Annotated in this window: 26 protein-coding genes; 19 read left to right on the plus strand and 7 right to left on the minus strand. The window is 67.7% G+C overall.

Annotated elements, in window-relative coordinates; translation table 11 throughout:
* Positions 1-34: 34 nt before the first annotated feature.
* Positions 35-1282 (plus strand): Nramp family divalent metal transporter, encoded by a 1248-nt coding sequence (locus tag IRT45_RS00495; protein WP_194803911.1) that lies wholly within the window; start codon positions 35-37, stop codon positions 1280-1282.
* Positions 1283-1288: 6 nt separating this feature from the next.
* Here IRT45_RS00495 and IRT45_RS00500 read toward each other — a convergent pair whose 3' ends face one another.
* Positions 1289-2155, minus strand: a complete 867-nt coding sequence (locus tag IRT45_RS00500) for a polysaccharide deacetylase family protein (protein WP_194803912.1) — start codon at positions 2153-2155, stop codon at positions 1289-1291.
* Positions 2156-2220: 65 nt separating this feature from the next.
* On the opposite strand from IRT45_RS00500, the gene IRT45_RS00505 reads away from it, so the two are divergent.
* Both IRT45_RS00505 and IRT45_RS00510 read left to right on the plus strand, forming a co-directional pair.
* Positions 2221-2601: a MerR family transcriptional regulator gene (locus tag IRT45_RS00505; RefSeq protein WP_194803913.1), complete on the plus strand. Its 381-nt coding sequence runs from the start codon at positions 2221-2223 to the stop codon at positions 2599-2601.
* Positions 2602-2657: 56 nt separating this feature from the next.
* A complete protein-coding gene (locus IRT45_RS00510) occupies positions 2658-2798 on the plus strand; it encodes a hypothetical protein (RefSeq protein ID WP_194803914.1) in 141 nt (46 codons plus the stop codon).
* A 17-nt stretch (positions 2799-2815) separates the two neighbouring features.
* On the opposite strand, the gene IRT45_RS00515 is transcribed toward IRT45_RS00510, so the two are convergent.
* From IRT45_RS00515 to IRT45_RS00525, 3 genes are read right to left on the minus strand one after another with little or no spacing between them, the layout of a single operon-like run.
* Positions 2816-3673 (minus strand): ABC transporter permease, encoded by an 858-nt coding sequence (locus IRT45_RS00515; RefSeq protein ID WP_194804081.1) that lies wholly within the window; start codon positions 3671-3673, stop codon positions 2816-2818.
* Between the two features lie 5 nt (positions 3674-3678).
* Entirely contained in the window at positions 3679-4446 is a 768-nt protein-coding gene (locus tag IRT45_RS00520; protein ID WP_106956997.1) for an ABC transporter permease, read from the minus strand.
* A gap of 38 nt (positions 4447-4484) precedes the next feature.
* On the minus strand, positions 4485-5639 hold the full coding sequence (locus IRT45_RS00525) for an ATP-binding cassette domain-containing protein (protein ID WP_228533219.1): 1155 nt from the start codon (positions 5637-5639) through the stop codon (positions 4485-4487).
* A gap of 476 nt (positions 5640-6115) precedes the next feature.
* On the opposite strand from IRT45_RS00525, the gene IRT45_RS00530 reads away from it, so the two are divergent.
* On the plus strand, positions 6116-7579 hold the full coding sequence (locus tag IRT45_RS00530) for an aldehyde dehydrogenase family protein (protein WP_194804082.1): 1464 nt from the start codon (positions 6116-6118) through the stop codon (positions 7577-7579).
* 24 nt (positions 7580-7603) lie between these two features.
* Here IRT45_RS00530 and IRT45_RS00535 read toward each other — a convergent pair whose 3' ends face one another.
* On the minus strand, positions 7604-8863 hold the full coding sequence (locus IRT45_RS00535) for a TetR/AcrR family transcriptional regulator (RefSeq protein WP_194803915.1): 1260 nt from the start codon (positions 8861-8863) through the stop codon (positions 7604-7606).
* 145 nt (positions 8864-9008) lie between these two features.
* Here IRT45_RS00535 and IRT45_RS00540 point away from each other — a divergent pair, with 145 nt between their 5' ends.
* Entirely contained in the window at positions 9009-9803 is a 795-nt protein-coding gene (locus IRT45_RS00540) for an enoyl-CoA hydratase (RefSeq protein WP_194803916.1), read from the plus strand.
* 141 nt (positions 9804-9944) lie between these two features.
* Here IRT45_RS00540 and IRT45_RS00545 read toward each other — a convergent pair whose 3' ends face one another.
* On the minus strand, positions 9945-11192 hold the full coding sequence (locus IRT45_RS00545) for a lycopene cyclase family protein (protein WP_194803917.1): 1248 nt from the start codon (positions 11190-11192) through the stop codon (positions 9945-9947).
* 230 nt (positions 11193-11422) lie between these two features.
* Here IRT45_RS00545 and IRT45_RS00550 point away from each other — a divergent pair, with 230 nt between their 5' ends.
* From IRT45_RS00550 to IRT45_RS00560, 3 genes are all read left to right on the plus strand, one after another.
* A complete protein-coding gene (locus tag IRT45_RS00550) occupies positions 11423-12421 on the plus strand; it encodes an alpha/beta hydrolase family protein (RefSeq protein ID WP_228533221.1) in 999 nt (332 codons plus the stop codon).
* Positions 12422-12424: 3 nt separating this feature from the next.
* Positions 12425-13366: a triacylglycerol lipase gene (locus tag IRT45_RS00555; RefSeq protein WP_194803918.1), complete on the plus strand. Its 942-nt coding sequence runs from the start codon at positions 12425-12427 to the stop codon at positions 13364-13366.
* Positions 13367-13441: 75 nt separating this feature from the next.
* Positions 13442-14374: a triacylglycerol lipase gene (locus IRT45_RS00560; RefSeq protein ID WP_228533223.1), complete on the plus strand. Its 933-nt coding sequence runs from the start codon at positions 13442-13444 to the stop codon at positions 14372-14374.
* A 14-nt stretch (positions 14375-14388) separates the two neighbouring features.
* Here IRT45_RS00560 and IRT45_RS00565 read toward each other — a convergent pair whose 3' ends face one another.
* Positions 14389-14865 carry a hotdog fold domain-containing protein gene (locus IRT45_RS00565; RefSeq protein WP_063018211.1) on the minus strand — a complete coding sequence of 159 codons (477 nt, stop codon included), beginning with the start codon at positions 14863-14865 and terminating at the stop codon, positions 14389-14391.
* A gap of 465 nt (positions 14866-15330) precedes the next feature.
* Here IRT45_RS00565 and rpsJ point away from each other — a divergent pair, with 465 nt between their 5' ends.
* Genes rpsJ through rpsQ form a run of 11 tightly spaced genes read left to right on the plus strand, consistent with a single transcriptional unit; the run spans position 15331 to position 20600 of the window.
* On the plus strand, positions 15331-15636 hold the full coding sequence (gene rpsJ / locus IRT45_RS00570; protein WP_003938093.1) for a 30S ribosomal protein S10: 306 nt from the start codon (positions 15331-15333) through the stop codon (positions 15634-15636).
* A 14-nt stretch (positions 15637-15650) separates the two neighbouring features.
* Positions 15651-16316, plus strand: a complete 666-nt coding sequence (rplC, locus tag IRT45_RS00575) for a 50S ribosomal protein L3 (RefSeq protein ID WP_194803919.1) — start codon at positions 15651-15653, stop codon at positions 16314-16316.
* The gene (gene rplD / locus IRT45_RS00580; protein WP_036498167.1) at positions 16313-16984 is read left to right on the plus strand and encodes a 50S ribosomal protein L4; all 672 of its coding nucleotides are present in this window, start codon (positions 16313-16315) and stop codon (positions 16982-16984) included. Before rplC ends, rplD begins: the two co-directional genes overlap by 4 nt.
* A complete protein-coding gene (gene rplW / locus IRT45_RS00585; RefSeq protein ID WP_025347175.1) occupies positions 16981-17286 on the plus strand; it encodes a 50S ribosomal protein L23 in 306 nt (101 codons plus the stop codon). Before rplD ends, rplW begins: the two co-directional genes overlap by 4 nt.
* A gap of 33 nt (positions 17287-17319) precedes the next feature.
* Positions 17320-18150: a 50S ribosomal protein L2 gene (rplB, locus tag IRT45_RS00590; RefSeq protein WP_036498168.1), complete on the plus strand. Its 831-nt coding sequence runs from the start codon at positions 17320-17322 to the stop codon at positions 18148-18150.
* A gap of 14 nt (positions 18151-18164) precedes the next feature.
* Entirely contained in the window at positions 18165-18446 is a 282-nt protein-coding gene (gene rpsS, locus IRT45_RS00595) for a 30S ribosomal protein S19 (protein ID WP_030513362.1), read from the plus strand.
* A complete protein-coding gene (gene rplV, locus IRT45_RS00600; protein ID WP_025347178.1) occupies positions 18443-18850 on the plus strand; it encodes a 50S ribosomal protein L22 in 408 nt (135 codons plus the stop codon). Before rpsS ends, rplV begins: the two co-directional genes overlap by 4 nt.
* A complete protein-coding gene (gene rpsC, locus IRT45_RS00605) occupies positions 18851-19648 on the plus strand; it encodes a 30S ribosomal protein S3 (protein WP_039776445.1) in 798 nt (265 codons plus the stop codon).
* A 3-nt stretch (positions 19649-19651) separates the two neighbouring features.
* The gene (gene rplP / locus IRT45_RS00610) at positions 19652-20068 is read left to right on the plus strand and encodes a 50S ribosomal protein L16 (protein ID WP_030513364.1); all 417 of its coding nucleotides are present in this window, start codon (positions 19652-19654) and stop codon (positions 20066-20068) included.
* Positions 20068-20307 carry a 50S ribosomal protein L29 gene (gene rpmC / locus IRT45_RS00615; RefSeq protein ID WP_025347181.1) on the plus strand — a complete coding sequence of 80 codons (240 nt, stop codon included), beginning with the start codon at positions 20068-20070 and terminating at the stop codon, positions 20305-20307. Before rplP ends, rpmC begins: the two co-directional genes overlap by 1 nt.
* On the plus strand, positions 20304-20600 hold the full coding sequence (gene rpsQ, locus IRT45_RS00620) for a 30S ribosomal protein S17 (protein ID WP_039776446.1): 297 nt from the start codon (positions 20304-20306) through the stop codon (positions 20598-20600). The genes rpmC and rpsQ overlap by 4 nt, the downstream gene beginning before the upstream one ends.
* Positions 20601-20712 lie beyond the last annotated feature (112 nt).

Genomic DNA, 20712 nt, shown 5'->3' on the forward strand with positions numbered 1-20712 from the left:
ACTAAAAAGTTCGGTCGCCCGTAAACTATTCTTCATGGATGCGATCACCGTCGAATCCGGGCCGGCGAGCCGGAATCGGCTGCGTTCGCTCGTGGTCCTGCTGGGCCCGGCGTTCGTGGCGGCGATCGCCTATGTCGATCCCGGCAATGTGGCCTCCAATATCAGCGCCGGCGCGCAGTACGGCTATCTGCTGGTGTGGGTGGTCGTCATGGCGAATGTGATGGCCGCGCTGGTGCAGTATCTGTCGGCGAAACTGGGCGTGGTGACCGGCCGCTCATTACCGCAGATCGTGCGCGAACGAGCCGGGCGCCCGGTCCGGCTGGCCTACTGGGGACAGGCCGAATTGGCCGCGATGGCAACCGATCTCGCCGAAGTCGTCGGCGGCGCCATCGCCTTGAACCTGCTGTTCGGACTGCCGCTGCTGCTCGGCGGCGTGATCACCGGCGTCGTGTCGATGGCCTTGCTGGCCGTGCAGAACCGCCGCGGGCAGCAGCCGTTCGAGCGCGTGATCATCGGCCTGCTGGCGGTGATCGCGATCGGCTTCCTGGCCGGTGTGGTGATCTCGCCGCCCTCGCCGTCCGGCGTGGCCGGCGGGCTGGTGCCGCATTTCGAGGGTGCGCAGAGCGTGCTGCTCGCCGCCGCGATGATCGGCGCCACGGTGATGCCGCACGCGATCTATCTGCACTCCGGCCTGACTCGGGACCGGCACGGCCGCACCGAGCCGGGCCCGCGCCGCAGCCGCCTGTTGCGCGCGACCCGGATGGACGTCGGTCTGGCGATGATCATCGCCGGTGCGGTCAATCTGGCGATGCTGCTGATGGCCGCCGCCACGCTCGGCGGCCGCGATATCGACTCGATCGAATCCGCGCACGCCGCGGTCCGCGAGGTCCTCGGCCCCTGGGCCGCCCTGCTGCTGGCCGTGGCCCTGCTGGCCTCCGGCCTGGCGTCCACCTCGGTGGGCGCCTACGCCGGCGCGATGATCATGGACGGGCTGCTTCGCCGTAAGGTCCCACTGTTGTTTCGCCGTGTGGTGACCTTGGTTCCCGCTCTGCTCATCCTCGCCGCCGGCGTCGACCCCACCCGCGCCCTGATCGTCTCGCAGGTGGTGCTGTCCTTCGGCATCCCGTTCGCGCTGATCCCGTTGGTGCGGTTCACGAGTGATCGCGTGCTGATGGGTGCGGACGCCAATCATCGCGCGACCACCGCGGCCGCGTGGCTGATCGCCGCGGTGATCAGCGCCTTGAACCTGCTGCTGATCTATCTGACGGTGGCCGGTGGCTAGCGGCTGTCACGCCGTCGTCCGTCGATAATGCTCCGCGATCTCGTCGCTCGTGGTCACCCAGACGCCCGGATGGTTCACCACGTAGTCGAGCGCCTCGTCCAGATAGCGGTGCCGGAACGCCTGCCCGGTGACGAACGGGTGCAGCGCCAGCGTCAGCACCCGCCCACTGTCGGCGGAATCGGCGTAGAGCTGGTCGAGCTGGTCGCGGACCATGCGGACGAAATCGGGTCCGGTGAGGCCCTTGCTGACGAAGATGCCGATGTCGTTCAGTTCCACCGAATACGGAACACTCAGCAGCCCGGGCACATTCAGCCGATAGGGCTGATCGTCGTTGGTCCAGTCGAGGACGTACTCGAGTCCCAGTTCGGCCAGCAGCTCCGGCGTGTGGAAGGTCTCGGTGAGGCCGGGCCCCATCCAGCCCCGGGGCCGGCGGCCGGTGGTCTTCTCGATGGTGGTGACGATATCGGTCAGGACCCGGCGTTCGTCGTCCAGCGACAGCCCGGTGTGCAGATGGCTGTTGCTGCTGCCGTGCGCGAGCCAATCCCAGCCGCGTTCCTTCCCCGCCGCGATGATCTGCGGATATCGTTCGCCCACATCGGAATTCAGCAGGGCGCTGGCCCGGATCCCGTACTTGTCGAGCAGCTGGATCTGGCGCCAGATACCCACCCGCGGTCCGTAGTCGCGCCAGCCGTAGTTCAGGGCGTCCGGTGTCAGGGCGGTGGTGCCCTCGTAGGTCGCGGTGCCCGGCAGGTCGACATAGAAATGTTCGATATTGAGGCCGACGTAGAACGCGACTCGTTTACCCTCGGGCCAGTGGATCGGCTCGCGCTCGGTGATGGGGGAGTAGTCGTACAGTGTGATGTCCGTGCTCATGGCGGTATCGTCGAACCTTGCCATACATGTGAAGGTCAATCGAAAGCCGTTGTGAGGTAGGGCATATGCGGATCGGCGAGTTGGCGGAGCGGACCGAGACGTCCCGGCGGCTGTTGCGCTACTACGAGGAGCAGGGCCTGATCCGGGTGCGCCGCTGCGCCAACGGTTACCGCGACTACGACGAGCGTCTGGTCGATCAGATCCTGCACATCCGCGGTCTCCTGGACGCGGGCCTGCCCACCCGGATCATCAAGCAGATCCTGCCCTGCCTGGACGACCCGCGCGACATCCATTTCGCCGACGCCACACCGGAAATCATCGCTACCCTCGAACATCAGCGCGACCGCCTGACCCAGCGCATCGACCTGCTCACCCGCAACCGCGACGCCATGACCGCCTACATCGGCGAACTGCGCGGCTGCGCCCGCCCGGCGTCAGTGGGTTGATCCGGTGCGGTCGGCACGGCGCCGATCGTCGGCGTGCACGCGCCTGGTTGGCGTGCATGATGTTTCTCGCATTCAACGGCGTACAACTTCGAGTCGACACGGACTACTGCGAGAACTTGGTCGTGGACGTCGCCACCGGTGCGGTCGTCGAGATCCCGGCCGTCGCCAAGGCTCTGGAATACCTCGCCGTGCGCTGATCACTGTCGACGGTGGTTTACGCTCCCGTCTCCGCGGCGCGGCGGTAGCCGCGTACGGCCGGGTAGCCGAAGACCACGATCATGCCGAGGACCCATGCCACCGTCTTCCACAGGGGTTCGGCGATCGGGCCGTCCCAGCAGAGGCCGCGCATGGCGTCGATGGCGGTGCTCATGGGCTGGTTCTCGACGATCGTCTGCAACCAGGTGGGGTAGGCGAAGACCGGGACGAAGCCGGAGTTGAAGAACATCAGCAGGGTGTTGATGATGCTGATGATGTTGACCAGCATCACGCCCTCGGAGACGGTGGCCAGGGCGGTCACCATCACCGCGAAGCCCACGCCGAACAGCACCGGGATGCCGATCATGGCCAGGGAGGCCAGCGGGCCGTTCCAGAAGCGGAAGCCGATGCAGACGCCGACCGCGATCACGAACAGCGTGGTCACCAGGACGCGCAGTGCCTCGGCCAGCAAGCGGCCGGTGAGCCCCGCGGCCCGGTGGATCGGCATCGTCCAGAAGCGTCCGAGCAGGCCGGTGTACTTCTCGGTTTTGAAGCCCAGCGCGCTGACCACCGCGCCGGACATCGCCGCCACCAGCGTGATCAGGGGAACAGTGCCGTACACGCTGGGCATGCCGGTGGCCGCGGTGATCGAATCGCCGAGCACGATCCGGAACATCAGCAGGGTCAGGGCCGGGTAGATCAGCGTCTGAATGGTGGTCGCGGGGTCGCGCGCCCACACCAGCAGCAACCGTTTGCACTGGATCAGACTGTGTTGTGCCCAGGTCGCCACCGACCGCTCGGAGCGGGGCGCGACCGTCGGCAGCGGCGTCTTCCAGCCGAGAGTTTCCGGGGACGCCTCGGCGGCATCGATGGTCAGACTGCTCACGATCGCCTCACACTCGCCCACACCGCCAGCGGTACGAACGCCGCCGTCAGACTGATCAACCACACCAGCGGCACCCACAGCACATGCCAGCTCACCCCGCCTGCGGCCATATCCCGCAGCGCGAAGGAGAACTGCGAGACCGGCTGATTACGTGCGAACGGCCGAATCCACGCCGGGAAGCCGGATTCCGGCACGAAGCCGCACGACAGCATGCCGAGGATCAGCGTCGGCAGGGTCAGTGCCTGACTCAGCGCCTCCGGACTCTTGGTGAAACTGCCCAGCGCGTCCGCGCCGATGGCCAGCACGGTTCCGACGGCCAGTGAGAACGCGCAGAACAGCACGGCCTGGCCGAGGCCGGCGGTGAACCGGAAACCGATCATGTATCCGAAGATCAACGCCGCGATCAGTGAGGTCACCGAACGCACCAGACCCGCGCAGATGCGCGAGGTCAGCGGAACCATCGGCCCGATCGGCATGGTCTGCATCCGGGTGTGCAGACCGGTCATCGATTCGAAGGCGGCGATCTGCGCATTCGACATCATGGTGAACGACATGGTCTGCAGCACGATGATCGGCATCACGAACTGCGCGTAGTCGATGCCACGGAACTGCATCACATAACGCAGCGGCAGATAGAAACCGAGGGTGAACACCAGCGGCGTGATCACCGCGACGACCAGTTCCCCCTTGGTCGCCATCGTGCGCACGATCCGCCCGGTCAGCGCCCGCCACTGGGCGAAGCTCGAGATCCGCGCCTCGGGCATCTGTGCGAAGAGGCGGGCCTCGGCGGCCACCGGCGCGCTCACTGAACTCCGCCGGAATGACCGGTGATGGACAGGAAGACGTCGTCGAGCGAGGGCCGCCGCAGCGCGATATCGGCAAGTTCCAGGCCCGCGGCGTCGAGACGGCGCACCGCCTCGGCGAGGGTGCTCGCCCCGTCCGGGGCGGGGATGGAGATCCGGTCGCCGGCGAATTCGTGCCGCAGGGCCTCGGGCACCAGCTCGCCGAGCGCGGTCACCGCCTTGCGCAGCTGTGTCGGATCCAGCGGGACCACCTCGCAGTAGCTGCCGCCGGTCTTCTCCTTGAGCTCGTCGGCGGTGCCCTCGGCGATCACCGTGCCCTTGTCGATGACGATGATGTTGTCGCTGAGAACATCGGCCTCTTCCAGATACTGCGTGGTCAGCAGCACCGTGATGCCCTGCTCCTTGAGTGCGTTGACCAGATCCCACACGCCCTGGCGGCTGCGCGGGTCGAGGCCGGTGGTCGGCTCGTCGAGGAAGACCACCTCCGGCCGCACCACCAGTCCGCAGGCGATGTCGACGCGCCGGCGCATACCGCCGGAGTAGTGCCGGACCGCGCGCTTGCCGGCGCCGACCAGGTCGAATTCCTCGAGCAGGGTGTCGGCGCGGCGACGCGCGTCCTTCTTGGGCAGGCCCATGAGCCGCCCGAACAGTTCCAGGTTCTCGCGGCCGGAAAGATTTTCGTCCAGCGCGGCGTACTGCCCGGTCATCATGATCGAGCGGCGCACCCCGGCCGCATCCGCGACCACGTCGTGCCCGCCCACCGAGGCGCTGCCCGAATCGGGGCGCAACAGGGTGGACAGGATCTTGACCGTGGTGGTCTTGCCGGCGCCGTTGGGGCCGAGGATGCCCAGCACCGAGGCGCGCGCGGCGGTGAAGCTGATGCCCTGCAGCGCCTGGACCTCGCCGAAGGATTTGCGCACATCGTCGACCACGACGGCCGGATCGGCGCCCGATGCGGTCACAGCGGTATCGGCACCGGTGGTCACCTCGGTGCTCACCCGGGACGCTGCCGCGTCGGTACCGGCCCGGGACGCTGCCGCGTCGGCGTTTGCCTGGGACGCTGCCGCGTCGGCTTTTGCCCGGGACGCTGCCGCGTCGGTGGCGCCCGAATCCTCACGCGGTGTGTGCGATTCTGCGTTGTCCAAACTCGGCATCAACTCTCCACTATCGGCCGGGCCGCGACCGGATTGTCCGGAACGCTGATCTTTGTCCCGGTTGATGGATACCTTCCACCGGGCGCGATGTTACTTCGTCTCGCTGCGCGGCCGTCGGTGCCGCGGGCTCGGGGCGCCGACAGGGCCCTGGTGTTTTCCGCCGCGGTAATTTTCTACCGCGATCTGAAACATGGTGTTGTCGAAACGGGTCCGCAGGTTCAATCTGTGGCGTTGCTCACACTTCCCGCGGCGAATCGGCCTCGATCACCATTGTCGCTGGTCCGGACGCGGACCGGGCGGTTCGTAGGATGTTCGCGGTTGTTGTCGCTCGCCCGGAACGCACCATAGTCTGACGATCAGGGGAGCGGTATCGATTCGTCCGCACCCGCCCGCGGCATCGTCGCCCGCCCGCTGCTGGTGCACACGTCGAACGACTGCCGAGGTCTCCGCCGGCGAGAGGGTGGCCAATGGCCGAGATGCTGAAGTCCCACGATCCACGCACCGGCGAGCTCATCGGCGAATATCCGATCATGGACGCGGCCGCGGTCACCGAGGTCGTGCGCGCCGCTCGATCGGCCGAGACCTGGTGGGCGGCAATCGGATTCGCCGGGCGCAAACGCTGGCTGCTGGAATGGAAGCGCAGTATCGCCCGCAATGCCGGCGAACTGGCCGAACTGATCTGCACCGAATCGGGTAAGCCGCGCGTCGACGCCGCGATCGAGATCATGCTCGCCGTGGAACATCTGAACTGGGCCGCGCGCAACGCCGAAAAACTCTTGGGGCGAAGCAAACTCGCCTCGACCTGGCTCACCCGCAATCAGCGGGCCTCGGTGGGCTATCTGCCGCTGGGCGTGGTCGGGGTGCTCGGCTCGCCGAACAATCCGGTCTTCACTCCGATGGGCTCGATCGCGTACGCGATGGCCGCCGGCAACGCGGTGGTGTTCAAGCCCAGCGAGCTCACCCCGGGTGTCGGTATCTGGCTGGCCGACAGCTGGGCGGCGCTGGCGCCGAACAAGCCTGTCCTGCAGGCGATCACCGGGACCAGCGTGACCAGCGCCGAGCTGTGCCGCGCCCGGGTCGACAAGATCGCCTACGCCGGCTCCGAGGCCGGTGCGCGCGAGGTGATCGAACTGTGCGCGCCCACCCTCACACCCGTCGTGGTCGAGAAGGCCGGCAAAGGCACGATGATCGTGCACGTCGACGCCAAACTCGACACCGCGGCAGAGGCCGCGGTGTTCGGCGCCATGTCCAACGCGGGGCAGAGCCCGGCCGGTATCCAGCGGGCCTATGTCGCGGATTCGGTCTACGAACCGTTCCTGGAAAGGGTCGTCGCGCAGGCGCGTGCGCTGCGGCCCGGCGGCGATCGCAAGGCCTCCTACGGTCCGATGATCATGGATGCCCAGGTCGACGTGGTCCGCCGGCAGGTCAAGGATGCGATCGCGCGCGGCGGGCGGGCCGTGGTGGGCGGCCTGGAATCGATCCGCGAACCGTATATCGAGCCGATCGTGCTGACCGATGTGCCCGAGGACAGTCAGGCGATCACCGCGGAGGCGGTCGGGCCGGTGCTGATCGTCAATCGGGTGGCGAATATCGACGAGGCGATCGATCGCATCAACGCCGCCGATCAAGGCCTGGCGGTCTCGGTGTTCACCCGCGACGTGCGGGGTGTCGCCGACTTCGCCGAACGCATCAGAACCGGTGTGGTGACGGTGAATTCGACCATGGCCTACGCCGCCAACCCGGCCCTGCCCTTCGGCGGGGTCGGCGAGTACGGGCAGGGGCATACGCACGGCGAGGCCGGATTGCGCGAATTCAGCCGCACCCTGGCGATCGCGGAGAAGCGCTATCGCGCGCCGGTGGATCTGTCGAGTTTCGACCGGCACCCGCGCCATCTGCGGTTGACGCGGGCGATCTTCCGGATCCGCCACAGCCGGTTCTAGTCGCGGCCGGCTCGAGTGCCGCCGCTATGCCTCGAGCTGTTCGCCCTGCGCCGCCTCCGGCGCTGAATTCCAACCCAGCAGCACCGCTTCCATCAATGCGCACACCCGGGCGACATGTTCCGGACGATTCTCGAAGCGCACGCGCCGCCCGACGTCGACCACCTGCGCGATGGCCGCATGGACGCGGCAGCGCGCCTCGGCCGGGTCGTCGTCGAGCAGATGCGCCCACTCGAGCACGTTCTGCCGCTGCACCGAACGCAGCTTCTGCTGCTCGGTCGCGGGGAGATTCGAGAATTCGGCGAAATAGACCGGCAGAATCTCCGGCGTCGAGAAGGTCAGCCGCGCGAACCGCGCCGCGATGCGCAGCGCTGCATCGGAGCGGCTGGTGGCCTCCGCCAGTGCCTCGGAATTCGCGATCGCGAGACGTTCCCCGGTGCGGTGGAACGCGGCCGCCAGCAGATCGGATTTACTCGCGAAGTAGCGGTACACGCTGGACGCGTTGATACCGACCGCCGCGCCGATCTCCTCGATACTGGCCTCGTGATAGCCCTGGCGGCCGAAGATGCGGATCGCCTCGGTGAGCAGCTGTTCGCGTTTGGAACTCAGCGGCAGCCCGCGCACCGGCGCCCCGGTGGCCGCGGGGTCGGGCAGCGGCGGCAGCTCGGTATGCAAGAGCGACCAGCACATATCGAGAATCAGATCGGTGAGCCGCGCGTTGGACAGAGCGGTGCGGTGCGCGGTGATGCTGCCGATCACGCCCAGCATGCCGGTCGCGATCAGTTCCACGTCGGCGGGCGATGCCTCCGGCCGCAGCGCGGCGACCGCGGATTCGATCAGATCCTGCAGTTCGTCGTAGATCACCCGGATGCGCGCGCGGTCCTCGCGCTCGAGGTAGCGGCGCTCCCAGCGGTACAACCCGCCCTCGCGGCGCACATCGATGGTGTGCTCGGCCAGGGCGCGGATCAGCGCGGTGAATCGAGATTTCGGATCGAGTCCGGGAGCGTCGGCGGCCTTGGCGGCGTCGAGCAGTTGCTGGGCACCGACCTCGGCGGCGGCCACCAGCAGCGCGTACTTGTTGGCGAAGTGGCGGTACAGCGCCGGACCCGAGATGCCCACCTCGGCGGCGATCTCGTCCACGCCGACCGGGTGATAGCCGCGTTCACTGAAGGCGCGGGCGGCGACCCGCACGATCTGTGCCTTGCGATCCTTCGGCCGACGACGGGGCGTCGTGGTGGTACCCGGTCGCGCGGATGCGAGCCCGGCCTCGCTGCGATCCGCGACCATACACCTCTCCTTCTGCGTTTCGGCTCGTCGACGGCGCCGATTGGTTGACAGCGCCGGACAAGTCAACATAAGTTAACCACAATTCGCAAAGTTAACCATCATTCTCGTCTCGTCGCCACCGGCGGCGGACCACCTGGGAGTAACCATGAGCGATCGCGACCACACCCCCGGCCTCACCATCGTGCGGGACGATCGCGTTTTGCGGGTGACCATCGACAATCCCGGCCGCAAGAACGCCCTCAGCTACGACGCGATGATCGCCCTCGGTGACACGCTGGGCAGCGTGGCCGCGGATCCGTCGATCCGCGTGGTCGTGCTGACCGGGGCGGGCGGTGATTTCTGTACCGGCGCCGATCTGGCCGCGGCGGCCGCCGAGAAGGAGCGGGGTATCACCCCCGAGATAACCATGGACGGCGCGAACCGGATGATCCGTTCGATCATCGACGCGCCGGTGCCGGTGATCGCTCGGGTGCGCGGTGCCGCCGCGGGAATCGGTGTGGCGCTGGCGCTTTCCGCCGATTTCACCTATGCGAGTGAGGAGGCCTATCTGCTGCAGGCCTTCATCAACATCGGCCTGATGCCCGACGGGGGCGCCGCCGCGCTGGTGGCCGCCGCATCCGGGCGGGCGCTGGCGGCGGAGCTGGCGCTGCTCGGCGAGCGGCTGCCGGTCACCGAGGCCTATCGGCGCGGCCTGCTGGCCGGGGTCCTGCCCGTCGACGAACTCGATGCGAAGGTCGAGGCGGTCGCCGCCAAGCTCGCGCACGGCCCGCGCCGCGCTCTCGAACTCACCAAGCGCACCCTCAACCGGGCCGCCCTGACGTCGCTGGACGAGGCGCTCGCCGCCGAGAAGGCCGGACAGGCGGAGTTGCTGCGCGGACCCGATTTCGCCGAGGGCGCCGCCGCGATGCTGGGCAAGCGCAAGGCGGTATTCGCGCACTAGGACGCCCCGGTCGAACCGGCGGCTTCCGTGAGCGCTGCGCCGCAGCATCTCTCGACGGCGCCGGCGTGGGGTGGTGTTCGGGCCGGGGGCGGCCGCACCGTCGGTCACCGAGCGCGCTCGACGGCGCCGGTGCCCGGGTGGCTAGCCGCCCGCGCTCTCGTCCTCCGGAAGGGCCGGGTCGAGCGTCGCGTCGAGCACCGGATCCGAGGTCGCCGCCGGATACTCGTAGCCCACCCAGCGGTTGCGATTCGCCCAGCCGACCAGGTCGTATCGCCAGCGAAACGGCCAGGTCCGCGACACCGTCATGAACAGCACCGCCCCGAGCGCCGCATAGTCGTCGTGCGCGGACAGCAGCGCGCGCTGCTGGCGCGGGGAGGCGGTGAAGAAGGCCTCGAACATCGAGATCGATTGCGCGGTCGTCAGCCGCCCCAAGCCGTAGACGCCGCGCATCCGCATCCAATACACCAGCCGCGCCTGCCACGGCCACAGCGCCGCGACCGGATCGGCGCCCGTGCGCACCGCGTCGACCAGCGTGTCGACCAGGGCCAGCGAATCGGCGACGCTGTAGCCGGTGCACGGATGCATCATGCCGCCGCGGGAGCCGAACGGCACCGGATCGTTGCCGCGCAGCGAGCCGCGCATCGGCGGGGGCGGCTGATTCAGCGGATAGTGCGCGGCCTCGGACGGTTCGTCACCGCGCAGCCGGACGCCGTGCGCGGCGAGCCGATGCAGGGTGCGCCGGCGCAGTTCGTGCTGCGGCATGCCGCCGCGCAGGCCGAGACTGGTCTCCTCGAAGATCACCGTGCCGTCGCCGAGCGGGACCGCGTACAGGAACGAGGGCGGCTCGTCCGGGCCGGCGCCGTTCTCGTCGCGCCAATCCAGCAGCAGCCCTTCACCATCGGCGATCATCGGCGCCGCCCGGTCGGCATCGACGAAGATGCCGTGCGCGCTGGCGGTGCGCCGGGACCCGGGCGAAGCCAGACCGCGGGTATCGACCACCGCGGCGGCGGTGACGGTGCCGCCGTCCTGCAATTCGACGCGATGAGCGTCGACAGAGGTAGCGCGACCAGCCAGGACGGTGGCATCGTCCAGAGGGAGCGCGTCGCGTAGCCCGGGCTTGGAGAGTACGCAGTACGGCCTGTCGATTCGATGCGGCGTCTGCGTCCAGACGGTGGGCGCCTCGATGCGCTGGGCGATCGCGCTGTGCGGCAGCCACGCGGGAAGTTCGTCGACCCAGCAGGAGAAGGTCGGCGGCCACAGCCGCTCGGGCCGCGGATCCACCGCCACGACGTCGAGCCCCGCCCGCATCGCGCGGTGAGCGACGGCACGGCCGGTCGGCCCGAGCCCGACCACGCACAGATCGGCTCGACGGACATCCTGCGCACTCATGGCTGCATTCTCCCAGCCCGGCCCCGCATCGCCGCGCAGGCCGTGGACGTTACGCCCCGAAAACTCGTGGCGTAGCAATTCGCGTCGTGAAATGCGTTGGGGCAGTTCATAACCTGAGACCACGGGCGCCGTCGGGGGGTGCTCGCCGATTGCTGGTGGCCAGGGAGAACGATATGCGAAGGTTTCGAGACACGGGGCGGGCTCCGCGGCACAGATCCATGCTGCGGATGATGAGTACGGCGGTGGTGGCCGCCGCCGCCCTGCTGATGTGCCAGGGGAACGGTGCGGCCGATCCCGCGCCGGCGCCCGGTCCGACCGGCTCGGACTCGGCGATCGTCCGGGTCCGCACCGACGATCCGCGCCATCAGTCGTTGTTCGTGCACTCCGCGGCGATGGGACAGGACATCGAAGTGCAGGTGCAGCGGGCCGCCGATACGAGCGCCCCGCGTCCGGTGCTGTATCTGTTGCTCGGCGCCGGCGGCGGTCTCGACGGCTCGACCTGGGCGACGAAAACCGATGCGCTGAAATTCCTCGCCGACAAGAACGTCAACGTGGTGACGCCGATCGGTGGCATGTTCAGCTATTACGCCGACTGGCAGCGCGACGATCCGCACCTGGGTCACAACAAGTGGCGCACTTTCCTGACGCGGGAACTGCCGCCGCTTCTGAACACGTATCTGGATGCCAACGGCCGCAACGGAATTGCCGGCTATTCGATGTCGGCCACCACGACCTTGGCGCTCGCGGCGACTACCGGGGACCTGTTCTCCGCGGTCGGCTCCTACAGCGGATGCGCGCAGACCTCCGATCCGGTCGGACAGGAATTCGTCCGGCTCACGGTCGAGACGTGGGGATGGGGCAATGCCGAGAACATGTGGGGACCGCCCGGCGATCCGGACTGGGTCGGCAACGATCCCTACGTGCACGCGGAGGGCCTGCGCGGCAAGGCCATCTATATCGCGAACGGGAGCGGACTGCCCGGGCCCTACGACACCTTGAACGGCGAATACTCACTGCCCGGGGAATGGGGTTACGCCAATCAGCTCGCGCTCGGCGGCATCATCGAATCGGCGACGAACTACTGCGCCCACAACATGCAGGCACGGCTGGACTCGCTGAACATCCCCGCCACCTATGACTTCCGGCCGACCGGCACGCACTCCTGGGGTTACTGGCAGGACGACCTGAAGAAATCGTGGCCGGTGCTGGCCTCGGGCCTGGGACTGTAACCGATGCGCGGCGATCGCAATCCCACTGCGCGCGCGATACTCGCGCTGGTCCTGGGGGCGTTGATCGCCTGGGCCGGCGCCCGTGCGCCCCAGGCCGCGGCCTTCCCGGCCGAAGTGCCGTATTTGCCGGGCGCCAACGATTTCGGCTGCCGGACCACCGCGGACAAGCCCTATCCGGTGATTCTGGCCCACGGCGCAGCCACCGACGCCGGGCGCAGCTTCGCCGTACTCGCACCGCAATTGCACCGGCTCGGCTTCTGTGTTTTCGCTGCCGATGTGGGGCGACTGCCATTGTCGAATCTGGGCGCCAACGGTGTGCCCGATCCGAAATGGGCGGGATTGGGTCCGGCGGCCGCGGCGGTGGAGGGCAACGGAATCTACGGCGTGGCCGATATCGCCACGCAGGCAATGGAATTGGGTGCCTTCGTCGCACGGGTCCTGGATGCGACCGGAGCGGCGAAGGTCGTCATGGTCGGCCACTCCACCGGCGGCACGGATATTCGTGAATTCGTGCGCCACCGCCCCGAGCAGGTGGCGAGCGTGGTCACCGTCGGCACGCCCTATCGCGGATCGACCTTCGCCGGCCTGCCGGCGATGTTCCCGTTCTACGGCGCGCTGGGCATGAACGGGCCGGCGGTTGCGGCGCAGGTCTTCGGACCCGCCGGAGCCGAACAGGCGCCGGGAACGCCGACCCTGAACCGGTTGAACGCCGACGGTGAGACCCATCCGGGAATCCGCTACACCGCCATCGCCAGCCGCGACGATACGGTCATCACCCCGCCGGAGACGGCCCTGTTGAGCGATCCGCGGGGCGGCAACCGAAACATCTGGCTGCAGGACGGATGCCCCACCCTCGTCGTCGCCCACGACGCGATGCTGTCGGATCCGCGCGCGCTCGCCGAAATCGCCGCCGCCGTCGCGGGCACGCCGCCCCCGCCCTGCTGAGGGCGCTGATTCGTCACCGGGCGCCCAGGTGTGTCTGGACGGCGGCGAGCAATCGTTCCGCTACCCTGGGCTGCCATGAGTGCGGTGCGGTTCGCCACGATCTCCGTGCTCCTGTGCGCGCTGATCGCCGTCGCGGCCGGCCGCGCGCCGCGAGCGCACGCCTTCGCGATGGACGTTCCGCCGCTGGCCGGCGCGAACGATTTCTCCTGTCGTCCGACCCGTGACAAGCCCTATCCGGTGATCCTGGCGCACGGTGCGGCGACCGATGCCCAGCGCAGCTTCGGCGCGCTGGCCCCCGCGTTGCGCAGCCAGGGCTACTGCGTCTTCGCCGCCGATGTGGGACGGGTACCGCTGCCGACGCTCGGACTGAACGGTGTCTCCGATGCCGGCTGGCCGGGATTGGGCCCGATCGCCGCGGCCGTACAGGGCAACGTCGTCTACGGCGTGGCCGATATCGGCTCGCAAGCGGTGCAACTGGCCGCGTTCGTCGCCATGGTGCGCGGGGTGACCGGGGCGCCGAAGGTCGAGATGGTGGGGCATTCGACCGGCGGCACAGAGATTCGGGAGTATGTGCGCCGCCATCCGGGCGTAGTGGACAGCGTGGTCACAGTCGGCACGCCCTACCGGGGTTCGACCTTCGAAGGCCTGCCGAAGATGTTCCCGTTCTACGGGGCCATCGGGATGGACGGCGAGCAGACCGCGGCCCAGGTCTTCGGTCCCGCGGGCGCCGAGCAGGTTCCGGGCACGCCGACATTGACCCGGCTCAACGCCGACGGCGAAACCGAGCCGGGGATCCGCTACACCGCGATCGCGAGCCGCACCGACGAGGTGATCACCCCGGCGGAGACCGCATTGCTGGCCGATCCGCAAGGCGACAACCGCAATATCTGGATCCAGGACGGGTGCCCGGCGCTGGCGGTCAGCCACAACGAACTGCTGTCGAATCCGCGCGCGATCGCCGAGATCACGGCCGCGGTCGCCGGCGCGCCGCCGCCCCCGCCCTGCTGAGCCGGGCCGATCGGCTACTTCGGCGTCACCCAGGTGGTGATGTCGGCGTGCACGACCTCGACGCCGTGTTTGTCGTAGATCGACACCGGGACGACCACTTCCGTCCCTTCGGTGAGGGTCGCGAAATCCGGGATCCGGTCGAGTTTCGCGACCGCGCGCAGCCCCGATTCGGCCTTGGCCAGGTACTGCACGTTCATCGCCTTGGGGATCCAGCGGTGGGTGGTCGGCACCGTCGCCTCGCTCAGCATCCCCATCGCGACTTCGGCCAGGTTGCAGGCCGCGATCGCGTGGAAGGTGCCCAGATGGTTGTGGATCCCGAACCATTTCGGCGCGGTGACCTCACACAATCCCGGCTCCAGCCGCACGACGTTCGGGACGACGGTGCCGAAGTAGGGGACGCGGGCGATCATGCCGACCGAGAACAGGGCATGTCCGAGCCGGTTGTCGGGCAGCTTCTTCCAGCCGCGATACGTGGCGGTCTCTGTGGTCATGGCCAGCATCTTACTCTGGAGTAAGTTCGACGCGCCGCGGTCCGGTCGGGTACCGTCCGACCAGGACCGCGGCATGTCCGCCGGAGTGGACGACCCCCGATTTGGAGTGGGTGGGGGGCCTCGGGCATACTGTTCGGGTTGCCTGCAGCGGTGGTGTGTGTCCATCGCCGGTAGGTGAGCAGGACCCACTGAGTATCGGCGTCGAGTCCGGCGCGGGTACGTCCGGGACGAAGTTCGAGACCCAGCAGGTGAAGTATGCCCGGGGTCGAAGAATGAGCGGAGAGGCGACACGCCCGACCGCGTGGACCGGAAGAACCATGACAGATGAACAGCGGCGATGGATCGGGTGCGCCCCGGTCGTGATGGTGGCTGATGCGTCTTCGTGTGTTCGGGCTGTGCAAATGAGGGTGGTTCGGGAGCGAAAGCTCCTGGGTCACAACGTAAGCGGAGAAAAGGACACTCAGCGTGGCGGGACAGAAGATCCGCATCAGGCTCAAGGCCTACGACCATGAGGCGATCGATGCGTCTGCACGCAAGATCGTCGAGACGGTGACCCGCACCGGTGCCCGCGTCGTCGGGCCGGTGCCGTTGCCGACCGAGAAGAACGTGTATTGCGTCATCCGCTCGCCGCACAAGTACAAGGACTCGCGCGAGCACTTCGAGATGCGCACGCACAAGCGGCTGATCGACATCCTCGACCCGACGCCGAAGACGGTCGACGCGCTCATGCGCATCGATCTGCCGGCCAGCGTCGACGTCAACATTCAGTGACGGGGATTGCAGATATGACTGACAACAAGAACAGGCCGGCGGCCGGCATCCTGGGCACCAAGCTCGGTATGACCCAGGTGTTCGACGAGAAGAACCGCGTCGTTCCGGTGACCGTCGTCAAGGCCGGACCGAACGTCGTGACCCAGATCCGCACCGAGGAGCGCGACGGCTACTCCGCCGTTCAGATCGCTTTCGGCGCGATCGACCCGCGCAAGGTGATCAAGCCCGTCGCCGGGCAGTTCGCCAAGGCCGGTGTCACCCCGCGTCGCCACGTCGCCGAGATCCGCGTCGCCGACGCCGCCTCGTTCGAGGTGGGCCAGGAACTGTCGGCCGATGTCTTCGAAGAGGGCACCTACGTCGACGTGACCGGCACCAGCAAGGGCAAGGGCTACGCCGGTGTCATGAAGCGTCACGGCTTCAAGGGTCAGGGCGCCGCCCACGGTGCGCAGGCCGTGCACCGCCGGCCGGGCTCCATCGGTGGTTGCTCCACCCCGGGCCGCGTGTTCAAGGGCATGCGGATGGCCGGCCGGATGGGTAACGACCGCGTGACCACGCAGAACCTCTCGGTCCACAAGGTGGACGCCGAGAACGGCCTGCTGCTGATCAAGGGCGCGATCCCGGGCCGCAAGGGTGGCATCGTGATCGTCAAGAGTGCTGCGAAGGGTGGTGCCCGGGCATGAGCACCGACACTAAGACCAACCTGACGCTTCCGGTGAAAGAGCCGGGCGGCAAGACCAACGGCACCGTCGAGCTCCCCGCGGAGATCTTCGACGCGACCGCCAACATCGCGCTGATGCACCAGGTCGTCGTGGCCCAGCAGGCCGCGGCTCGCCAGGGCACGCACGCCACCAAGACCCGCGGCGACGTCCGCGGCGGTGGTAAGAAGCCGTACCGCCAGAAGGGCACCGGCCGCGCCCGCCAGGGTTCGACCCGTGCGCCGCAGTTCACCGGCGGTGGCACCGTGCACGGCCCGCAGCCGCGCGACTACTCGCAGCGTCTGCCCAAGAAGATGAAGGCCGCCGCCCTGCGTGGCGCCCTGTCGGACCGGGCCCGCAACGAGCGCATCCACGTGATCAGCGAACTGGTCGCCGGCCAGACGCCGTCCACCAAGGCCGCCAAGAACTTCCTGGCCGAGCTGTCGGACCGCAAGAAGGTTCTGGTCGTGGTGGGCCGCGAAGATGTCACCGCGTGGAAGAGCGTGGCGAACCTGCAGGGTGTGCACCCGATCGCGCCGGACCAGCTGAACACCTACGACGTGCTGCTCAGCGACGACGTCGTGTTCAGCGTCGAGGCGCTCAACGCGTTCGTGCACGGCCCGGCCGAGTCTGCACAGGAGGAAAGCAAGTGACCACCATCGCCGACCCCCGCGACATTCTGCTCGCGCCGGTGATCTCCGAGAAGTCCTACGGGCTGATCGAAGAGGGCACCTACACCTTCCTGGTGCACCCGGACTCGAACAAGACGCAGATCAAGATCGCCGTCGAGAAGGTTTTCGGCGTCACGGTCACCAGCGTCAACACTGCCAACCGTCAGGGCAAGCGCAAGCGGACCCGCTTCGGTTACGGCCAGCGCAAGAGCACCAAGCGCGCGCTCGTGACCATCTCGGCCGACAGCAAGCCCATCGAGATCTTCGGAGGCCCGGTCGCCTAGGCGGTCGGATCTTCAGAAAGCAGAGAAGAACTCATGGCAATCCGTAAGTACAAGCCGACTACGCCGGGTAGGCGCGGGTCGTCCGTTTCGGACTTCGCCGAGATCACCCGGTCCACTCCCGAGAAGTCGCTGCTGCGCCCGCTCACCAAGTCCGGTGGTCGTAACGCGCACGGCCGGATCACCACCCGTCATCGCGGTGGCGGTCACAAGCGGGCCTACCGTCTGATCGACTTCCGCCGGTTGGACAAGGACGGCATCCCGGCCAAGGTCGCTCACATCGAGTACGACCCGAACCGCACCGCCAACATCGCCCTGCTGCACTACGCCGACGGCGAGAAGCGCTACATCATCGCGCCGAAGGGCATCGCCCAGGGCACGCGGATCGAGTCCGGCACCGGCGCCGACATCAAGCCCGGCAACAACCTGCCGCTGCGCTCGATCCCGACCGGTACCACCATCCACGCGGTGGAGCTGCGTCCGGGCGGTGGCGCCAAACTGGCTCGTGCCGCCGGTATGAGCATCCAGCTGCTGGGTAAGGAAGGCGCCTACGCCGTCCTGCGTATGCCCTCCGGTGAAATCCGCCGCGTCGACGTGCGCTGCCGCGCCACCGTCGGCGAGGTCGGCAACGCCGAGCAGTCGAACATCAACTGGGGTAAGGCCGGCCGTATGCGCTGGAAGGGTCGCCGCCCCACGGTCCGTGGTGTCGTCATGAACCCCGTCGACCACCCGCACGGTGGTGGTGAGGGCAAGACCTCCGGTGGTCGCCACCCGGTCTCGCCCTGGGGTAAGCCCGAAGGCCGTACTCGTAAGCCCAACCGTCCGAGCGACAAGCTCATCGTCCGCCGCCGCGGCAAGAAGCGTTAAGGAGGAGGTTAAAGATGCCACGCAGCCTCAAGAAGGGCCCGTTCGTCGACGAACACCTCCTCAAGAAGGTGGACGTCCAGAACGAGAAGGGCACCAAGCAGGTCATCAAGACCTGGTCGCGTCGTTCGACCATCATCCCCGATTTCATCGGCCACACGTTCTCGGTCCACGACGGCCGCAAGCACGTGCCGGTGTTCGTCTCGGAGAACATGGTCGGGCACAAGCTCGGTGAGTTCGCGCCGACCAGGACGTTCCGGAGCCACGTCAAGGAAGATCGGAAGAGCAAGCGGCGATGAGCGAACAAGACACCACGCTTCAGAATCCGACCGCGCGCGCGACCGCGAAGCACGTTCGCGTCACTCCGATGAAGGCTCGCCGCGTCGTGGACCTGGTCCGCGGCAAGCGGGTCGAGGATGCGCTGAACATCCTGCGCTTCGCGCCGCAGGCCGCCAGCGAACCCGTCGCCAAGGTCGTGGCCAGCGCCGCGGCGAACGCCGAGAACAACTTCGGCCTGAACCCCGACACCCTGGTCATCTCGACGGCGTATGTCGACGAGGGCGCGACCATGAAGCGTTTCCAGCCGCGTGCCCAGGGCCGCGCGTTCCGGATCCGCAAGCGCACCAGCCACATCACGATCGAGGTCGAGAGCGTCGCCAGCGCCGCCCCGGCTCGTAGCCGCCGGAAGGGAGGGGCTAAGTAAATGGGACAGAAAATCAACCCCCACGGCTTCCGCCTCGGTATCACCACCGATTGGAAGTCCCGCTGGTACGCCGACAAGCAGTACAAGGAATACGTCAAGGAAGACGTAGCGATCCGCAAGCTGCTGAGCACGGGTATGGAGCGGGCCGGCATCTCGAAGGTCGAGATCGAGCGCACTCGTGACCGCGTCCGGGTGGACATCCACACCGCGCGTCCGGGCATCGTGATCGGCCGTCGCGGCGCCGAGGCCGACCGCATCCGCGCCGAGCTGGAGAAGCTCACCGGTAAGCAGGTTCAGCTGAACATCCTCGAGGTCAAGAACCCCGAGTCGGATGCGCAGCTGGTTGCCCAGGGTGTGGCCGAGCAGCTGTCCAACCGTGTGGCGTTCCGTCGCGCGATGCGCAAGGCCATCCAGTCGGCCATGCGTTCGCCGAACGTCAAGGGCATTCGAGTGCAGTGCTCGGGCCGCCTCGGTGGCGCCGAAATGTCGCGCTCGGAGTTCTACCGCGAGGGTCGGGTGCCGCTGCACACGCTGCGCGCCGACATCGATTACGGCCTGTACGAGGCTCGCACCACCTTCGGCCGCATCGGCGTGAAGGTGTGGATCTACAAGGGCGACATCGTCGGCGGTAAGCGTGAGGTCACCGCCGCCGCCGCGCAGCCCGAGCGTCGCGAGCGCCGGGAGCGGCCGAGCCGTCCGCGGCGGTCCGGTTCGGCCGGTACCACCGCGACCAGCACTGAGGCCGGACGGGCCGCCACCGCGGTGGCGGAGGCTCCGGCAGAGAATCAGGAGGGCTGACCCATGTTGATGCCCCGCAAGGTCAAGCACCGCAAGCAGCATCACCCCCGTCGTACCGGTATGGCCAAGGGCGGCACCTCGGTGGCGTTCGGTGACTTCGGCATCCAGGCTCTGGAGCCGGCATACGTCACCAACCGGCAGATCGAGTCGGCGCGTATCGCGATGACCCGCCACATCCGTCGTGGCGGCAAGATCTGGATCAACATCTACCCGGATCGCCCGCTGACCAAGAAGCCGGCCGAAACCCGCATGGGTTCCGGTAAGGGTTCGCCGGAGTGGTGGGTCGCGAACGTCAAGCCCGGTCGCGTGATGTTCGAGATGTCTTACCCGAACGAGGAGACCGCTCGTGAGGCGCTGCGCCGCGCGATGCACAAGCTCCCGATGAAGTGCAGGATCGTGACCAGGGAGGAGCAGTTCTGATGGCTACCGGAACTCCGGCCGCAGACCTGCGCGAGCTCAACGAGGACGAGCTCGTCGCCCGCCTGCGTGAATCGAAGGAAGAGCTGTTCAACCTGCGCTTCCAGATGGCGACCGGCCAGTTGCAGAACAACCGGCGCCTGCGTGTGGTTCGTCACGAGATCGCGCGCATCTACACGGTCATGCGTGAGCGCGAGCTCGGCCTGGCCTCCGGTCCTGAAGGCAAGGGAGACGCCGCATGAGCGACGTAAAGGGCCCGGCCAAGACGCCGGCCAAGCAGGAGGAGCGTGGCTCGCGCAAGGTGCGCATCGGCTACGTCGTCTCCGACAAGATGAACAAGACCATCGTGGTCGAGCTGGAAGATCGTGTGAAGCACCCGCTTTACGGCAAGATCATCCGCACCACCTCGAAGGTGAAGGCGCACGACGAGAACGAGATCGCCGGTGTCGGCGACCGCGTGCAGCTGATGGAGACCCGTCCGCTGTCTGCCACCAAGCGGTGGCGGCTGGTGGAGGTCCTGGAGAAGGCGAAGTAGTCTTCCCGGCCCCGGCTGTGTAGTCGAATACGAAGGCCCGCTTCCCTGTTCGGGAAGCGGGCCTTCGTGCATCCGGAGCCGACGAGTGGGTGGTATCTACCCTGGTATCATC

It is taken from the genome of Nocardia sp. BSTN01, assembly GCF_015354405.1.
GTDB lineage: Bacteria > Actinomycetota > Actinomycetes > Mycobacteriales > Mycobacteriaceae > Nocardia.

Coding starts and splice junctions, on each gene's coding strand:
- rplD (WP_036498167.1), top strand. CDS start 16,313: ATGAGCACCGACACTAAGACCAACCTGACGCTTCCGGTGAAAGAGCCG.
- IRT45_RS00560 (WP_228533223.1), top strand. CDS start 13,442: ATGAGTGCGGTGCGGTTCGCCACGATCTCCGTGCTCCTGTGCGCGCTG.
- IRT45_RS00525 (WP_228533219.1), bottom strand. CDS start 5,639: ATGCCGAGTTTGGACAACGCAGAATCGCACACACCGCGTGAGGATTCG.
- IRT45_RS00550 (WP_228533221.1), top strand. CDS start 11,423: ATGAGTACGGCGGTGGTGGCCGCCGCCGCCCTGCTGATGTGCCAGGGG.
- IRT45_RS00505 (WP_194803913.1), top strand. CDS start 2,221: ATGCGGATCGGCGAGTTGGCGGAGCGGACCGAGACGTCCCGGCGGCTG.
- rpsQ (WP_039776446.1), top strand. CDS start 20,304: ATGAGCGACGTAAAGGGCCCGGCCAAGACGCCGGCCAAGCAGGAGGAG.
- IRT45_RS00500 (WP_194803912.1), bottom strand. CDS start 2,155: ATGAGCACGGACATCACACTGTACGACTACTCCCCCATCACCGAGCGC.
- IRT45_RS00510 (WP_194803914.1), top strand. CDS start 2,658: ATGATGTTTCTCGCATTCAACGGCGTACAACTTCGAGTCGACACGGAC.
- rplB (WP_036498168.1), top strand. CDS start 17,320: ATGGCAATCCGTAAGTACAAGCCGACTACGCCGGGTAGGCGCGGGTCG.
- rpmC (WP_025347181.1), top strand. CDS start 20,068: ATGGCTACCGGAACTCCGGCCGCAGACCTGCGCGAGCTCAACGAGGAC.
- IRT45_RS00555 (WP_194803918.1), top strand. CDS start 12,425: ATGCGCGGCGATCGCAATCCCACTGCGCGCGCGATACTCGCGCTGGTC.
- IRT45_RS00545 (WP_194803917.1), bottom strand. CDS start 11,192: ATGAGTGCGCAGGATGTCCGTCGAGCCGATCTGTGCGTGGTCGGGCTC.
- rpsC (WP_039776445.1), top strand. CDS start 18,851: ATGGGACAGAAAATCAACCCCCACGGCTTCCGCCTCGGTATCACCACC.
- IRT45_RS00540 (WP_194803916.1), top strand. CDS start 9,009: ATGAGCGATCGCGACCACACCCCCGGCCTCACCATCGTGCGGGACGAT.
- IRT45_RS00530 (WP_194804082.1), top strand. CDS start 6,116: ATGCTGAAGTCCCACGATCCACGCACCGGCGAGCTCATCGGCGAATAT.
- IRT45_RS00565 (WP_063018211.1), bottom strand. CDS start 14,865: ATGACCACAGAGACCGCCACGTATCGCGGCTGGAAGAAGCTGCCCGAC.
- IRT45_RS00520 (WP_106956997.1), bottom strand. CDS start 4,446: ATGCCCGAGGCGCGGATCTCGAGCTTCGCCCAGTGGCGGGCGCTGACC.
- rplV (WP_025347178.1), top strand. CDS start 18,443: ATGAGCGAACAAGACACCACGCTTCAGAATCCGACCGCGCGCGCGACC.
- rplP (WP_030513364.1), top strand. CDS start 19,652: ATGTTGATGCCCCGCAAGGTCAAGCACCGCAAGCAGCATCACCCCCGT.
- IRT45_RS00535 (WP_194803915.1), bottom strand. CDS start 8,863: ATGGTCGCGGATCGCAGCGAGGCCGGGCTCGCATCCGCGCGACCGGGT.
- rplC (WP_194803919.1), top strand. CDS start 15,651: ATGACTGACAACAAGAACAGGCCGGCGGCCGGCATCCTGGGCACCAAG.
- IRT45_RS00495 (WP_194803911.1), top strand. CDS start 35: ATGGATGCGATCACCGTCGAATCCGGGCCGGCGAGCCGGAATCGGCTG.
- rpsS (WP_030513362.1), top strand. CDS start 18,165: ATGCCACGCAGCCTCAAGAAGGGCCCGTTCGTCGACGAACACCTCCTC.